14 protein-coding genes and 1 riboswitch are annotated in these 14,897 nt (G+C 63.7%); of the genes, 9 read left to right on the top strand and 5 right to left on the bottom strand.

The features are described from left to right. Nucleotides 1–53 precede the first annotated feature (53 nt). Nucleotides 54–3,347 carry an error-prone DNA polymerase gene (locus FOS14_RS01370; protein ID WP_143768455.1) on the top strand — a complete coding sequence of 1,098 codons (3,294 nt, stop codon included), beginning with the start codon at nt 54–56 and terminating at the stop codon, nt 3,345–3,347. An 83-nt stretch (nt 3,348–3,430) separates the two neighbouring features. Here the strand turns inward: FOS14_RS01370 and FOS14_RS01365 are convergent, their stop codons facing one another. Then, nucleotides 3,431–3,895: a tRNA (cytidine(34)-2'-O)-methyltransferase gene (locus FOS14_RS01365; RefSeq protein WP_143768454.1), complete on the bottom strand. Its 465-nt coding sequence runs from the start codon at nt 3,893–3,895 to the stop codon at nt 3,431–3,433. A 921-nt stretch (nt 3,896–4,816) separates the two neighbouring features. On the opposite strand from FOS14_RS01365, the gene FOS14_RS01360 reads away from it, so the two are divergent. The 3 genes from FOS14_RS01360 to FOS14_RS01350 are packed head-to-tail and all read left to right on the top strand — an operon-like array spanning nt 4,817 to nt 6,633. Continuing rightward, entirely contained in the window at nt 4,817–5,425 is a 609-nt protein-coding gene (locus FOS14_RS01360) for a pentapeptide repeat-containing protein (RefSeq protein WP_143768453.1), read from the top strand. 28 nt (nt 5,426–5,453) lie between these two features. Then, nucleotides 5,454–6,335, top strand: coding sequence for a bifunctional methylenetetrahydrofolate dehydrogenase/methenyltetrahydrofolate cyclohydrolase (locus FOS14_RS01355; RefSeq protein ID WP_143768617.1), 882 nt, complete (start codon nt 5,454–5,456; stop codon nt 6,333–6,335). A 52-nt stretch (nt 6,336–6,387) separates the two neighbouring features. Then, nucleotides 6,388–6,633: a DUF3017 domain-containing protein gene (locus tag FOS14_RS01350; RefSeq protein WP_255449989.1), complete on the top strand. Its 246-nt coding sequence runs from the start codon at nt 6,388–6,390 to the stop codon at nt 6,631–6,633. Nucleotides 6,634–6,642: 9 nt separating this feature from the next. Here the strand turns inward: FOS14_RS01350 and FOS14_RS01345 are convergent, their stop codons facing one another. The 3 genes from FOS14_RS01345 to FOS14_RS01335 all read right to left on the bottom strand — a co-directional run bounded on the left by FOS14_RS01345 (nt 6,643) and on the right by FOS14_RS01335 (nt 9,429). Then, entirely contained in the window at nt 6,643–6,816 is a 174-nt protein-coding gene (locus tag FOS14_RS01345) for a sigma factor-like helix-turn-helix DNA-binding protein (protein WP_255449988.1), read from the bottom strand. Nucleotides 6,817–6,904: 88 nt separating this feature from the next. After that, nucleotides 6,905–7,981: a homoserine O-acetyltransferase gene (locus FOS14_RS01340; protein WP_370512146.1), complete on the bottom strand. Its 1,077-nt coding sequence runs from the start codon at nt 7,979–7,981 to the stop codon at nt 6,905–6,907. A 95-nt stretch (nt 7,982–8,076) separates the two neighbouring features. Further along, nucleotides 8,077–9,429, bottom strand: a complete 1,353-nt coding sequence (locus FOS14_RS01335; RefSeq protein ID WP_143768450.1) for a bifunctional o-acetylhomoserine/o-acetylserine sulfhydrylase — start codon at nt 9,427–9,429, stop codon at nt 8,077–8,079. Between the two features lie 96 nt (nt 9,430–9,525). Next, nucleotides 9,526–9,642, bottom strand: a riboswitch (SAM riboswitch). A 234-nt stretch (nt 9,643–9,876) separates the two neighbouring features. Between FOS14_RS01335 and FOS14_RS01330 the strand changes: the two genes are divergently transcribed. Further along, a complete protein-coding gene (locus FOS14_RS01330; protein ID WP_143768449.1) occupies nt 9,877–11,094 on the top strand; it encodes an NADP-dependent isocitrate dehydrogenase in 1,218 nt (405 codons plus the stop codon). 3 nt (nt 11,095–11,097) lie between these two features. Here FOS14_RS01330 and FOS14_RS01325 read toward each other — a convergent pair whose 3' ends face one another. Further along, on the bottom strand, nt 11,098–11,958 hold the full coding sequence (locus tag FOS14_RS01325) for an alpha/beta fold hydrolase (RefSeq protein ID WP_143768448.1): 861 nt from the start codon (nt 11,956–11,958) through the stop codon (nt 11,098–11,100). A gap of 160 nt (nt 11,959–12,118) precedes the next feature. Here FOS14_RS01325 and FOS14_RS01320 point away from each other — a divergent pair, with 160 nt between their 5' ends. The 4 genes from FOS14_RS01320 to FOS14_RS01305 all read left to right on the top strand — a co-directional run bounded on the left by FOS14_RS01320 (nt 12,119) and on the right by FOS14_RS01305 (nt 14,870). Then, nucleotides 12,119–12,547, top strand: a complete 429-nt coding sequence (locus FOS14_RS01320; RefSeq protein WP_143768447.1) for a ribonuclease domain-containing protein — start codon at nt 12,119–12,121, stop codon at nt 12,545–12,547. Between the two features lies 1 nt (nt 12,548). Beyond that, nucleotides 12,549–13,013, top strand: coding sequence for a barstar family protein (locus FOS14_RS01315; RefSeq protein WP_255449987.1), 465 nt, complete (start codon nt 12,549–12,551; stop codon nt 13,011–13,013). Nucleotides 13,014–13,076: 63 nt separating this feature from the next. Continuing rightward, nucleotides 13,077–13,937 carry an oxygenase MpaB family protein gene (locus FOS14_RS01310; protein ID WP_143768446.1) on the top strand — a complete coding sequence of 287 codons (861 nt, stop codon included), beginning with the start codon at nt 13,077–13,079 and terminating at the stop codon, nt 13,935–13,937. Between the two features lie 12 nt (nt 13,938–13,949). Continuing rightward, nucleotides 13,950–14,870 (top strand): oxygenase MpaB family protein, encoded by a 921-nt coding sequence (locus FOS14_RS01305; protein WP_255449986.1) that lies wholly within the window; start codon nt 13,950–13,952, stop codon nt 14,868–14,870. Nucleotides 14,871–14,897 lie beyond the last annotated feature (27 nt).

Below are 14,897 nucleotides of genomic sequence, written 5' to 3'. Positions count from 1 at the left end.
TTTTGTCGGACGCCAGCGCTACTGTTAGTACATACGTTCGATTAGGAGGAGCGATGGGCTGGAGTAACGGACCACCGACCTGGGCAGAGTTGGAGCGTGTCCTGTCGGGCCGACCGGGTCGCACCAACCCGGACGCCATGTACCCCGGGGATGGCGGTGACAGTCCTGCCTGGTCGCGCAAAAGGAGCGCCTACCGCGCGGGGCACATTGACCCAGCTCGCCAGGCGCGAGTGCCATACGCAGAACTGCATACGCATTCGGCGTACAGCTTTCTCGACGGCGCGTGCCATCCCGAGGAACTCGTGGAGGAGGCTGTCCGGCTTGGGTTGGAGGCCATTGCGCTCACCGATCATGACGGTTTCTACGGCGTGGTTCGGTTCGCCGAGGCGGCCAAGGAACTCGGCATCCCGACCGTGTACGGGGCGGAGCTGTCGTTGGATGCGACCGAGCCACGTGCCGGAGCCAGCGACCCGGACGGTCGCCATCTGCTCGTGCTCGCGCGTGGGCAGGAAGGCTATCGCCGGTTGTCGCGTCAGCTCGCGGTAGCGCACCTGCGTGGCGGTGAGAAGGGCAGGCCGCGCTACGACTTCGACGAGCTCACCGAAGCCGCCGGTGGGCACTGGCAGATCCTCACTGGCTGCCGCAAAGGCCATGTCCGGTATGCGCTGGAAACAGCTGGAATCGATGCTGCCGCACAGGCCTTGGATGACTTGATCGATCGCTTCGGCACAGATCGGGTCGCAGTGGAGCTCACCTATCACGGGGTGGCCGAAGACGGCGAGCGCAATGCCCAGTTGTCTGCATTGGCGGGTCGTTTCGGATTGCCTGTGGTCGCCACCACGGGTGCTCATTTCGCTACGCCCGAACAGCGTCGGCTGGCTATGGTCATGGCGGCCATCCGGGCCCGGAAGAGTCTGGACGAGGCTGCTGGCTGGCTCGCGCCTTGTGGGGGAGCGCACCTGCGTTCCGGTGCCGAGATGGCCGATTTGTTCGCGCAGTATCCGGAGGCGGTGTCCAATGCGGCCGAACTTGCTCGTGAATGTGCGTTCGACCTCAAGCTGATAGCGCCGCAATTGCCGCCGTTCGACGTCCCTGAAGGTCACACCGAGGACAGTTGGTTGCGGGAGTTGACCTACACAAGCGCTCACGAGCGGTATGGACCGCCCGAGTCCAATCCGCAGGCGTATCAGCAACTCGAGCATGAACTGAAAATCATTGCGCAGATGAAATTTCCGGGGTACTTCCTGGTGGTGCACGACATCGTGTCGTTCTGCAAGCGAAGCAATATTCTTGCCCAAGGGCGCGGTTCGGCGGCCAACTCGGCGGTCTGCTACGCCATCGGCATCACCAATGTCGACCCGGTACGCAATGGCTTGCTGTTCGAGCGGTTCCTCGCACCAGAACGCGACGGACCACCCGACATCGACGTCGATATCGAATCCGATCGACGCGAGGAAGCGATCCAGTTTGTGTACAACAAATATGGACGTGAATATGCGGCGCAGGTAGCCAACGTGATCACCTATCGCGGTAAGTCCGCGGTCCGCGATGTAGCTCGGGCGCTGGGCTTTTCGCAAGGCCAGCAGGACGCTTGGAGCAAGCAGGTCAGCCGCTGGACCGGAGTGGCAAGGGAGACCGGAACCGATATCCCGCAAGCTGTTCTCGATCTTGCTCAACAGATCGAGAACTTTCCCCGGCACTTGGGCATCCACTCCGGTGGCATGGTGATTTGCGACCGCCCGATCGCCGATGTGTGCCCGGTCGAGTGGGCTCGAATGGCCAATCGGACGGTCCTGCAATGGGACAAGGATGACTGTGCAGCAACCGGTTTGGTCAAGTTCGATCTGCTCGGACTCGGCATGCTCTCCGCGCTGCACTACATGATCGACCTGGTCGCCGAACACAAGGGCATCGAGGTCGATTTGGCGAAGTTGGATCTGGCCGAACCGGCGGTGTACGAGATGCTCCAGCGCGCGGATTCGGTGGGTGTTTTCCAAGTGGAGTCGCGCGCTCAGATGGCTACGTTGCCGAGGCTGAAACCACGTACGTTCTACGACCTCGTGGTCGAAGTCGCGCTCATTCGTCCCGGTCCTATTCAGGGTGGCTCGGTACATCCCTACATTCGGCGGCGAAATGAGCAGGAGGAGGCCACTTTCGAGCACCCGTCACTGAAGAATTCGCTGGGCCGCACCCTCGGGGTTCCGCTGTTTCAGGAGCAGCTCATGCAGATGGCCATCGATGTTGCCGGTTTCACCGCGGCAGAGGCCGATCAGTTGCGACGCGCGATGGGCTCCAAGCGGTCTCCAGAACGGATGGAGCGACTCAAGGACCGCCTCTACGCGGGCATGGAACGGCTGCACGGCATTACCGGCGAGGTGGCCGACCACATCTACGAGAAGATCTATGCATTTGCGAATTTCGGTTTCCCGGAGAGTCATTCACAAAGCTTTGCCTCGCTGGTCTTCTACTCGTCCTGGTTCAAGCTGCATCATCCGGCGGCGTTTTGCGCCGGTCTACTGCGTGCGCAACCGATGGGCTTCTATTCGCCCCAGTCGCTGGTCGCCGATGCCCGACGTCATGGCGTCGCCGTGCATGGTCCGGACATCAATGCCAGTCTCGCGCACGCGACACTCGAACGGCAGGGCACCGAGGTTCGACTCGGGCTTGCCGCGATCCGCCATATTGGAACCGAGTTGGCGGAGCGGATCGTGGCTGCACGGGCAGAGTATGGGCCGTATTCCTCGTTTCTCGACCTCACCGGTCGAGTCGAACTCAGTGTGTCGCAGGCAGAGTCGCTGGCGACAGCGGGTGCGCTCAGCAGCCTCGGGATCAATCGGCGCGAGGCGCTGTGGGCGGCCGGTGCGGCCGCGGGGGAGCGGCCCAACAAATTGCCCGGTCTTGGTGCAGCCACGAGGGCCCCTGCGCTACCAGGCATGAGCGATATCGAACTCGCGGTGGCTGATGTGTGGTCGACAGGAATTTCGCCGGGCAGCTATCCGACGCAGTTCCTACGCCCACAACTCGACGCGTTGGGTGTGGTGCCCGCATCTCGACTGCTGAGCTTGCCGGATGGCAGCAGAGTGCTTGTGGGGGGAGCGGTGACCCATCGGCAGCGGCCGGCGACCGCGGCGGGGGTCACGTTCATCAACCTCGAAGACGAGACCGGCATGGTCAACGTGGTGTGTTCGGTCGGGTTGTGGACGCGTTATCGCAAGTTGGCGCAGACCGCCCCCGCGCTATTGATCCGCGGCAAGGTGCAGAATGCCGAAGGCGCGGTGACGGTGGTAGCAGACCGATTGCAGCGCATGGATTTACGAGTAAATCACAAGTCTCGGGACTTCCGTTGACGGTGCACCCCGTGTCCATTCTGTGCCGGTGGATGCGGAATTCCGCTCGAATGCACCAAGATTGGTCACGCGGTGCGATCGGTTCAGACCGCGCCGCGAAAGTTGTGTTGCCGCCACGCCTCGTACACCGCGATCGATGCCGCGTTGGCAAGATTGAGTGAGCGCCGGCCGGCGAGCATCGGAATGCGTAATTGCGCAGTGACGTGGGGGTCGGCGAGCACCTCCGCGGACAGTCCGGTCGGTTCGGGACCGAACAGCAGCACATCGCCCGGTTCGTAGTCGATCGCCGCATACGACTTGGTGGTGTGCGCCGTGAATGCGAAAACTCGTGCAGGAGTTAGTGCCTGCCACGCCGCGTCCAAGTCGTCGTGCACAGTCACCGATGCCAGGTCGTGGTAATCCAAACCCGCCCGCCGCAGCTTGGGCTCCGACAAGTCGAATCCGAGAGGCCGAACGAGGTGCAGCTCGGCGCCGGTCGCCGCGGACAGCCGGATCGCGTTGCCAGTGTTCGGCGGGATGCAGGGTTGGTGGAACAGAATGCGAAACACGGGTCAAGTCAACCAGGCTGAAATCGTGAACGTCACGGCAGTCGCTATACGTCTGCGACCGGGTGAAAAACTGGTGTTCGCCGGATGCGAGCGTCGTAAGCGTGGCGACCCGTTCTGTCGGATAATCCAATCAACTACATGCTTAGGTACAGACAGTTGTCCAAGTCGGCTTGCTATCGATCAAGCTAAATTCTGGCCGAGTGCAGTTTGGTGCACCGATGCCCGAGTCGCCCGGCTGGAATGTCGTCAGGTCGGTCACATAAGTACCAGGCTTCGCGTAACCCCACGCATCGGTTGCCTGCAACGCGATAAGCCTTCCAGTCGCACCAGAATCGAACTTGTACGTTCCGACTACGCCACCGGGCTCGGTCGGGGAATTATTGATCACCACGCTCCCAAGCTGTGCTGCATTCGGCGACGCATCAGCGAGCATAGGGTAAGTGCGCGCTCCCGTACCGAGTCCTAAGAATGGAAACGGAGGGGGAACGACCCCAAGCTTGCTCATTAAGTTGTCGACAAAAGGCGACGAGTACGCGAACGGCACTCCGGGGCCGAAGGGAGCGGGTCCGCCGAATGGGAAACTAGTTCCAACCGTCGGCGGGAACAGTGCCGTCATGGGTGTCGTAGCGGTCGGAAACGGGAATCCGCTTGTGAACGGCGAGGTCCCGCCGAACGGAAATCCCGCTGGAACATCCGCCGAGGCCACTCCACCGCCCGCGACGCCGGCCGCCGCAATCCCCGCAGCGATGAACCCGGCTCGCCGAATCGACTTTCGCGCACGGCGCACTTGTGCCCCCCATGAGATAACTGGTTACCGTCACTATCGACGGAATCGGACATTAACCGACAAGATCGTCTTTGGGAAGACATTACCAACGGATTGGTTAGTGGCCCCACGAGCAAGCAAGGACAGACCAGCCCATGAGCGAAGAGTCGGCAGAAGAGATCACCGGCGAAGACTTCTCCGACACGGTCTATGCCCGCGACCACTGGACCGCCCGCTCCTACACCGACTGCACCTTCCGCGACGCCGACCTCAGCGGCCTGCGCACCGACCGAGTGATCTTCACCCGCTGCGACTTCACTGGCACGGACCTCAGCGAATCCAACCACAATGCCACGGCGTTTCGTTCATGCACGTTCGTCAGAACAACACTCTGGCACAGCACTTTTCGAGCGTCGTCCTTACTTGGCTCGACGTTCGAGAATTGCCGGCTGCGCCCAATAACTTTCGATGACGTCGATTTCACTTTGACCACCCTCGGCAAGGCGGACTTGCGTAACGTCGACCTCTCCGGCTGTCGTCTTCGTGAAGCCAACCTCGTGCACGCCGATCTCACCGGCGCCCAACTCAACGGCGCGGATCTCCGCGGTGCCCGCACATCTCAGCTAAACCTCACCGGCGCGGACTTGCGCGGCGCACTCATCGATCCGGAATTGTGGAGCAGCGCCAAAGTCCGTAAAGCGCGTATCGAAATCAGTCAAGCCGTCGAGTTTGCCCGTGCGACGGGGCTGGTTGTCGAGCCGTAGCAAACCCGTCTGGAACAATGGCGTGGTGATCGATTCGAGCACGACGCAGACAGCAACCGTTCTCGACGGCAAGGCCACCCGCGACGAGATCTTCGCCGACCTGACCACTCGAGTGCAGGCGTTGCGCGAGCGCGGTATCGTCCCGGGACTGGGCACCGTGCTCGTCGGTGAGGACCCGGGTTCGGCAACGTACGTCCGCCTGAAGCACAGCGACTGCGCCAAGGTTGGCATCAATTCCATCCGCCGCGACCTCCCGGCCGATGTCAGCCAAGCTGAACTCGATGCAGTCATCGACGAGTTGAACGCCGACCCGGCCTGCACCGGTTACATCGTGCAACTTCCGTTGCCGAAGCACCTCGATGAGAACGCCGTGCTGGAACGCGTCGACCCGACGAAGGACGCCGACGGTCTACACCCGATCAACCTCGGCCGCCTTGTCCTCGGCCAGCCGGGCGCGCTGCCGTGCACGCCGCGCGGCGTGATTCATCTCTTGCGCAAATACGATGTGCCGATCGCAGGGGCCAACGTTGTCATCGTCGGCCGTGGCGTCACCGTGGGCCGCCCGCTCGGTCTCATGCTCACTCGGCGCAGTGAGAATGCCACAGTGACGTTGTGCCACACCGGAACTCGTGACCTTGCAGGTCATCTCCGGGAAGCCGACATCGTCATTGCCGCCGCTGGTGCGCCGGGTTTGATCACCGCGGACATGATCCGGCCTGGCGCCGCCGTCGTCGATGTCGGCGCTGCTCGTGGACCGGACGGGCGAGTGGGAGATCTAGCCCCTGATGTCGGTTCGGTCGCCGGCTACCTCTCACCCAACCCGGGCGGGGTCGGTCCACTCACCCGTGCGTTCTTGTTGGCCAATGTCGTCGAACGCGCTGAGCAGTTGTCGGCTCGTGGCGGTGCGTAATCGGGCGCCGAGGACCGGTGGCCTGATCCGCTCCATCCGGTGCCATCTGCCGATGGCGACGGTGCTCGCGATCATCCTCGTGGCACTGATATTCGTCCTGTCCGACCGTTGGCGGCGAGGGGCGATCGTCTTCGGCAGTGCCGCGCTTGTCGGTGGTTTCTTCCGGCTACTGCTCCCGACAGCTCAGGTTGGTCTGCTCGCAGTGCGCGGTAAGCGGTTCGATGTGGCCGCGATGTTTGCGGTCGGCGCGGCAATCGTGTGGCTGGCCGCCTCTATCGACCCATTAGGCACCGGTTAAGGCCGGAGGCTATCGCTCCTTGAGCCGCGCCAATGCGCGATGTTGCCGTACTCGCACCGCACCGTGACTGACCCCGAGCGCGCCGGCTGCATCCTCTACAGAGAACCCGACGACCAGGCGAAGTAGCAGGACCTCGCGAAGCTCGCGGGGCAAGGTCAGGATGACACCGGCCGATCGTTCCACGGGCTGATTGTTCCACCGACTGCACCGCTTTTTGCCGCTACGTGGAAAAGCGCAAATCGGTGGCGCACGTGTGTCTCAGTTTTTCGCCTCAGTCGCGCGCGAGCCGAGCGAGATCCATGGTTTCCTTCAGCAACCGCGCTACCGCGTCTGCCTCGGTCAGGAAACCGTCGTGGCCGTCCTTGGAGTGCACTACTTCTAGCCCCGCGCATCCGGGCAGGCCGTCAGCCAGTTCTTGCTGCGTGCGCAGTGGATACAACCGATCCGAGTCGACTCCGCCGACGACACAGCGCACCGGGGTGGAGGCGAGCGCCGCCGCCACACCGCCACGGCCGCGTCCCACGTCGTGGCGGTTCATCGCCTCGCTGAGCAGCACGTAGGTACCCGGATCGAACCGCGAGCAGAGTTTGTCGGCTTGATGCTCGAGGTAACTCTGCACGGCATACCGACCGCCATCCCACGGTTCTTCACCGTCTTGAGCGGAATTGGCAAAGCGATGGTCGAGTTCAAATTCGGTGCGGTAGGTCAGGTGTGCTATCCGCCGGGCGATGCCCATTCCTGTCAGCGGCGCGCGACCAGTGCCGTAATAGTCGCCACCCTGCCAATCGGGATCTGCGGCAATGGCGGCAATCTGCGTTGTTTGGGTGCCGATCTGGTCTGCGGTCGCGCGTGCGCCCACGGCCAGGATCAATGCTGACGCCACCTGATCTGGATAGCTGACCATCCATTCGAGCGCGCGCATTCCGCCCATCGAGCCGCCGGTGACCGACGCGATCCGATGGATGCCGAACCGATCGAGGAGTTGTCGTTCGGCGGTGACCTGGTCGCGGATGGAAATCTCCGGGAACCGCGAGCCCCACGCCCTGCCGTCGGCTGCCAACGATGCTGGGCCCGTCGAGCCCATGCATCCGCCCAGAACATTGGTCGCGATGACGCACCATTCGCCGGTGTCCACGGGTGCCCCCGGACCGACCATGCCCGACCACCAGCCGGGGAGTGGATGAATGTGATCCGCCGGTCCGATGACGTGCGAATCGCCGGTCAGCGCATGCTCAACGAGCACCACGTTGTCGGCGTTCGGCGACAGCTGGCCCCACCGCTGTACGGCGAGTTCGACATCCGGAATTACTGCGCCGCTCTCGAGCAGTACGTCACCGATCGGCACGATGACGAGAGTGCCGTCAGCAGGCGGTAATTCGGCAAGCGGACGGGCCTTCGTCGCATTCAGCGCCGACGAAGGCCCGTCCAACTTTGCTCGCAGAGTCAAGACGCCGCCGCTTCGAAACCGCGTCGCAGGTCGGCGATGATGTCCTCAATCCCTTCGATACCAACCGCGAGCCGGACCAGACCGGGGGTGACGCCCGCGGCCAGTTGCTCCTCGGGAGTCAGCTGCGAATGCGTGGTCGACGCAGGGTGGATAACCAGGGATCGCACATCACCGATGTTAGCGACGTGACTATGCAGGCTCAGCGCATCGACGAAGCGCTTGCCCGCGTCCACGCCGCCCTGCAGTTCGAACGTCACCAACGCACCGGCGCCCTTGGGGGCAAGTTGACGCGCGCGCTCGTACCAGGGCGAGGACGGCAGGCCCGGGTAGGCGACGGACGTCACCTGGGGCTGCGATTGCACAAACTCGGCGACGGCTTGTGCGTTCTGCACGTGCCGTTCCACACGCAGGCTCAAGGTCTCGAGCCCCTGGCTGATGAGGAACGCGTTGAACGGCGAGATCGCCGAACCCAGGTCGCGCAGCAACTGCACGCGGGCCTTCAGCGCGTATGCCGGGGCGCCGAGGTCTGCGTAGACCACGCCGTGATAGCTCGGATCAGGTTCGGTGAAGCCCGGGAACCGAGGCTTGCCGTCGGCGTCGGTGACGGTCCAGTCGAACGTGCCGCCGTCGACTATCACTCCGGCGATGGCCGTGCCGTGGCCGCCGAGGTATTTGGTCGCCGAATGCACAACGATGTCCGCCCCGTGCGCGAGCGGCTGCACGAGGTATGGCGTCGCGACCGTGTTGTCGATGATCAGCGGAATACCCGCGGCATGCGCGATCTCCGAGACGCCGGGGATGTCGAAGATGTCGAGCTTCGGGTTGGAGATCGTCTCCCCGTAGAGCGCCTTGGTGTTCGGCCGAATCGCCGCTCGCCACTGTTCCAGGTCATCAGGGTCGTCGACGAAGCTGACCTCGATGCCCAGCTTCGGCAGCGTGTAGTGAAAGAGGTTGTAAGTGCCGCCGTACAGGCGCGGGCTGGCGACGATCTGGTCACCCGCACCCGCGATGTTGAGGATCGCATAGGTTTCCGCCGCTTGCCCGGATGCCAGGAACAGCGCAGCCACGCCGTTTTCCAATGCGGCGACGCGTTGTTCGACCGCATCCTGCGTGGGGTTCATGATGCGGGTGTAGATGTTGCCCGGCTCGGCCAGCCCGAACAGTGCGGCCGCGTGGGCGGTGTCGCGGAAGGTGAACGACGTGGTCTGGTAGATCGGCAGGGCGCGAGCGTTGGTGGTGGTGTCGGGAACCTGCCCGACATGAACCTGTTTGGTCTCGAAAGACCAGTTCTCCCAAGGGTTTTCGCCGGGGAGTTCGGCGTTGGTTTCAGGCGCAGCGGAATCGGCCATGAGAAGTCTCCTGTGGGCAGTTGGATTTCGGACAGCGAAGTGTCGGGACGGGGGCGGGGCCTATCCGGTACAACAACACATTGGGCGAGCCTCCTGCTAACGCGCTTGTACCCCCACGCCCGTCGCGGGGGACCTGGTCATCACCCGGGGCACCCCACCGCGTGGGAGGGTTGCCGACCAGCAAGCCGGGGCTTGGTGCTGGCACTCATGACCTCGGGCCATGATATCGGCCGTTTCGCGTTAGGTAAAAGGAGGGTCTACTCGTCCTCGAGCCGATAACCACCGTGTAGCAGTACGCTCGTTATGTTGAGTCTGATGGCCGTGTCGGACCGCGCTGCCGTATACGTTTGTCTGTGAACACGTCGCGGTGTTCTCACAAGGGGTGCCGCAGCCGTAAAACCGAGGAGAACTTCCTCTGCATATGGATCAGGAGGACGCGGAGCGCCTATGTCCAAGATCAAGGTCGAGGGCACCGTCGTCGAACTCGACGGCGACGAAATGACCCGGATCATCTGGCAGTTCATCAAAGACAAGCTGATCCATCCGTACCTGGATGTGAACCTCGAGTACTACGACCTTGGCATCGAGCACCGCGACGCGACCGACGATCAGGTGACCGTGGACGCGGCCAATGCCATCAAGAAGTACGGCGTCGGCGTCAAATGCGCGACCATCACGCCGGACGAGGCGCGCGTCGAAGAATTCGGCCTCAAACACATGTGGCGCTCGCCGAATGGCACCATTCGAAACATCCTCGGCGGCACGATTTTCCGCGCGCCGATCATCATTTCCAACGTGCCGCGGCTGGTGCCCGGCTGGACCAAGCCGATCATCATCGGCCGCCATGCTTTTGGCGACCAGTACCGCGCGACCGACTTCAAGGTCTTCGAAGGCGGCACCGTCACGCTCACCTTCACGCCGGAGAACGGCGGTGAGCCCATCCAGCACGAGGTCGTCAAAATGCCCGAAGAGGGCGGCGTGGTGCTGGGTATGTACAACTTCAAGATGTCGATTGTCGACTTCGCCCGCGCGTCGTTCAATTACGGTCTGCAGCAGAACTATCCGGTGTATCTGTCCACCAAGAACACCATCCTGAAGGCCTACGACGGCATGTTCAAGGACACCTTCCAGGAGGTCTTCGACAGCGAGTTCAAGAGCGAGTACGAGGCCGCCGGACTCACCTACGAACACCGGCTCATCGACGACATGGTCGCCTCCTCCATGAAGTGGGAGGGTGGTTATGTGTGGGCGTGCAAGAACTACGACGGGGACGTGCAGTCCGACACCGTCGCCCAGGGCTTCGGTTCGTTAGGCCTCATGACCTCGGTCTTGCTGACTCCGGACGGCAAGACCTGTGAGGCGGAGGCCGCGCACGGCACGGTCACCCGCCACTTCCGTCAGCACCAGCAGGGCAAGCCGACCTCGACCAACCCGATCGCGTCCATCTTCGCCTGGACCCGTGGACTCGAGCACCGCGGCAAACTCGACGACACGCCCGCGGTCATCGAGTTCTGCCAGACCCTCGAAGACGTGGTCATCAAGACCGTCGAGGGCGGGCAGATGACCAAGGACCTCGCGTTGCTCGTGGGCGGCGACCAGGGCTACCTCACCACCGAAGAGTTCCTCGGTGCCCTCGACGAGAACCTGCAAAAAGCACTGCAGTAGCTGCTATACCGCGCGCAGTTGAGGGCGGGTCGACTCGATGTGCTCGGTGATCAGGGCCGCGATTCTGGCCGGATCTTCGATCATCGGCACGTGGCCGACACCGCGCAAGGTGATGCGGTCGGCCGAGGCGGGCAGGTCTTCGACGAACATTCGGCCGTAGGTCTTGGCCGGGATGATGCGATCGTGGTCGCACAGCAGCAGTCGCACGGGCGCTTGGGTTCGGTCGAGATTGGTGAGCCCGGGGGCCCGCAGACCCGTCCACAGCAATCGCAGATACGCCGGGCAGTTCGACGCCGCCACGACTACCGCTTGGGCATCCGCGGTAGCGACCGCGTTGGTGTTCTGCACGATCAACGGCAGGATGATGCGCTGGACCAACCGGTTGCGCGCGGCGAAATCGCCCAGCATCTTGCCGACGCCGACCAACGGCGCCAAGGACAGAAACGTCAGGCCGACGCGCAGTTGCGCCGGGGTGAACCGGCGCCAGCCACCGGCCGGCGCGATGGCCGTGATCGACTGGGCGCGGCCGCGTTGGTCGAGTTCGAAGGCGATCCACCCGCCCAGCGAGTTGCCAGCGATATGGCAAGTGCGCCAGCCTAATTCGTCGAGCTTGGCTTCGACGGCATCAGCCAGGGTGCCGGGCGTGATATTCCAGCCGGTCAATGGCAGTCCACCCCAGTGGCCGGGCAGGGCGGGCGCGTAGACCTCATACGAGCGCGCCAGGATGTGTGCGACCCGCTCCCACACGTGCGGGGACAGCATGAACGGCTGCAGCAGCAGAACGGGCTCTCCACTGCCCAGATGCAGTGCCGCAACCGGTTGCGGGACGGTACTGGCCTTGCGGGCGCTGCGAGCTGACTCCATGGCGGACATCTCCTGCCGACGTCGTTGTCGTGTGGTTGCCGACCGCCTCTGACCCCATTTCGGCAGTTGGTGCCGAATGTGATTGTCACCGAGTGTGTCGGTACGCACAAGGTCGCATTAGCATCCCCGGGGTGATTCGACGTTGCAGGCAGGTTCGGCGATGAGGCGGCGCGGGCTAGCGGCCCTTCGGGCGGCGGCGACTGCGGTGGTCGCCCTGATCGTGGTGTTGCTTGTCGCGTTCCACGGCGGCAGTCATTCGGCACCGGCGGCATCCGCGTTGGCGCCGCGAGCCGCGACGACGGCCCCTGGGGTGCCGGCCCAGGCGTACACGACACTGCGGCTCATCGACGCGGGCGATTGGCCGGCGGCAGCGCACGCGCCCGGGACCAAGGGTGGTGACACCTGGCGCAACAGCGGCGGCGACCTGCCGCGCAAAACTTCGGCGGGCGTGGCCATTTCCTATCGTGAGTGGGATGTGAATGCCAAGCAGCGCGGCCGGACCCGAGACGCCGAGCGCATCGTCACCGGCAGCGACGGGTCAGCCTGGTACACCGGCGACCACTACCGCACGTTCACAAGGATGCGGTGACGTGAGCTCGATCGAGAAGTTCCTCCGCGATGGACCCGTTATCGCCGCAAGTGCCGACCCGCACATGGAGGACGACGTCCGTGTGCAGCTGCCCGCCGACTACGTGATGCGTGCAGTGCGCGGAACCAAGATGAACTCGATCGCCGGTGTCTTCGACGAATTTGCCGCCGCGCTGCAGTTTCCGTACTACTTCGGCGAGAACAAGGATGCCTTCGAGGAATGTCTGCGCGACCTCGAAGAGTTTCTCGGCGCGGCGTCCGGCTACGTGATCGTGGTGCGTGACGCCGAATGCGTGCTCGCCTCGCAGCGCGACGAATTCGGTTGGCTTACCGACGCATTGCGCTATGTCGGCGGTTGGTGGTCCGCGCGACAGTCGCCCGTGGCGTTCCGCGTCCTCGCGCTGAGTTCCTATCCCGACGGGCGGCACCGGTGGTCGACGGTGGAGGTGCAATCGCCGGGCCGGTGATTCTTGACGGCAGTCTGAAGCGGTGAGAGAGTTAGGGTCTAACTATCTCAACGAGGAGATTGCATGAGTGCTTCAGCTGCAGAATCGTGGTCCGACATTGCGACGCAGGAAGACGGCAATTTCGACATCAACGACTGCGTAATCGGCATTTCGGCATTCCTGGCCGGCAATGCGAACGTGATCATGCAGCTGAGCCAGCCGCCGGTCGGCTACGGCGTCGTCGAAAGCAAGGTGCACAGCGGAAGCGCGCTCCTGCATCCCTTCAAGCGGCTGCGCACCACCCTGACCTATCTGGCGGTCGCGCTGATCGGGACCGACGATGACCGGCGGGTGTATCGGGAAGCGGTCAATCGTCAGCATCGGCAGGTCCGGTCGTCGGCGGACAGCCCGGTGTCCTACAACGCGTTCGACCCGCGATTGCAGTTGTGGGTGGCGGCCTGCCTGTTCGTGGGCTTCGAGGACATCCTCACCAAGATGTACGGACCGCTCGATCGAGCCACCGCCGACGCGCTCTACCGGGAATGCGAACGGCTCGGCACCACGCTGCAGGTACGCGCCGACATGTGGCCGGCGGATCGGCAGGCCTTCCAGCGGTACTGGCACGAAACGTTTGCGACCGCGTCCATCGACGACACAGTCCGCGACTACCTGATGAAGATTGTCGATTTGCGACTGCTGCCGTGGCCGCTGCGGCTGTCGTTCGCCCGTATGCATCGGTTCGTCACCACCGGATTTCTGCCGCCGGAGTTGCGCGACCAGATGCGGCTGAGCTGGTCGACAGGTCAGCAGCGGCGATTCGACGCGATGCTGCGGGTGATCGGTGCGGTCAGTGCCCGCTCGCCCAGGGCCGTACGGCAGTTCCCCTTCAACTTTTATCTGTGGGACATGCGTCGCCGGGTCGCTCGCGGCCGGGCGCTGGTCTGAGGAGGAGTGGTCATGGCCGGTTACTTTGCGGATGACTCGATGGCCGTGCGGGTAATGAGCAAGCGCGCCGTCGGATTCACCTATGGCCTTCGTGCATTGGTGGTGGGCGCAGCAAACCCACGCCTGTATGTGGGCACGTCCAACCACACCGAACACCGGGCGACGCCCTACAACCGCCTGGCCATTACGGGCCGACTGTTCGAGGCGGTGTTTTTGGGCACCAAGGACGAGGCCGATCGGGCGCTCGAATTCACTCGGCGTAAGCATGCGAAGGTCGTGGGCGTGCTCGACGAGCCGGCTGGTACGCACTGTCCGGCGGGCACGCCCTACAGCGCACTGGACCCGCACCTGATGTACATGACGATGGCCTTCACCTTCGACTCCGTCGAAGCGATGCACGACCTGTTGGTTCGTCCGTTGCGTCCGGCGGAGCGGGAAGCGCTGTGGCAGGACTTCGTCAGCTGGGGTGAGCTGTTCGGCATGCCGCGTTCCGCGGCACCGGCCAGTTACCGGCAGTTCCGATCGAGCTTCGATGCCTATCTCGACTCCGACGAGCTGTTTCTGACCGACGAGGCGAAGCTGGTCGGCGCCTACCTGTCCGGCAGCAAGCGGCCGGGGCTACCGGTGCAGCCGTGGCCGGCTCAACAGGTGCTGTCGCTAGTGGTGCAGGGCAGCCTCCCGCCGCGAATACGGCACATGTACGGGTTGCGCTGGACCCCCGTGCACGAGGCCGCGTTCCGCAGTGCCGTGCGGGCAGTTCGTTCGGCACATGCACGGCCGCTGCACGGCCTTCCGGCGCCGTTGCGGCCGCTGCTGCACGGAACGAGCAGCGTTGGGTATCAGCAGGCTGCGCGGCTCGAGCGCAATCACTTGCGACACGGCCGGCCGAGCATGCCGGGGGTCTCGCCGGTATCGCCGTTGGTGCGGAGGTAGCGCCCGGGGGCGTGCCGCTGGTCTCAT

This window comes from Skermania sp. ID1734, assembly GCF_007489285.1.
Classification (GTDB): domain Bacteria; phylum Actinomycetota; class Actinomycetes; order Mycobacteriales; family Mycobacteriaceae; genus ID1734.
Note: the sequence above shows the minus strand (reverse complement) of the source record. Positions and strands in the feature narration are given on the sequence as shown.

Bases quoted from the DNA above. Each gene is read 5' to 3' on its own strand.
- FOS14_RS01325 (WP_143768448.1), bottom strand. From the start codon at position 11,958: ATGGAGTCAGCTCGCAGCGCCCGCAAGGCCAGTACCGTCCCGCAACCG.
- FOS14_RS01370 (WP_143768455.1), top strand. From the start codon at position 54: ATGGGCTGGAGTAACGGACCACCGACCTGGGCAGAGTTGGAGCGTGTC.
- FOS14_RS01335 (WP_143768450.1), bottom strand. From the start codon at position 9,429: ATGGCCGATTCCGCTGCGCCTGAAACCAACGCCGAACTCCCCGGCGAA.
- FOS14_RS01350 (WP_255449989.1), top strand. From the start codon at position 6,388: ATGGCGACGGTGCTCGCGATCATCCTCGTGGCACTGATATTCGTCCTG.
- FOS14_RS01330 (WP_143768449.1), top strand. From the start codon at position 9,877: ATGTCCAAGATCAAGGTCGAGGGCACCGTCGTCGAACTCGACGGCGAC.
- FOS14_RS01310 (WP_143768446.1), top strand. From the start codon at position 13,077: ATGAGTGCTTCAGCTGCAGAATCGTGGTCCGACATTGCGACGCAGGAA.
- FOS14_RS01320 (WP_143768447.1), top strand. From the start codon at position 12,119: ATGAGGCGGCGCGGGCTAGCGGCCCTTCGGGCGGCGGCGACTGCGGTG.
- FOS14_RS01360 (WP_143768453.1), top strand. From the start codon at position 4,817: ATGAGCGAAGAGTCGGCAGAAGAGATCACCGGCGAAGACTTCTCCGAC.
- FOS14_RS01305 (WP_255449986.1), top strand. From the start codon at position 13,950: ATGGCCGGTTACTTTGCGGATGACTCGATGGCCGTGCGGGTAATGAGC.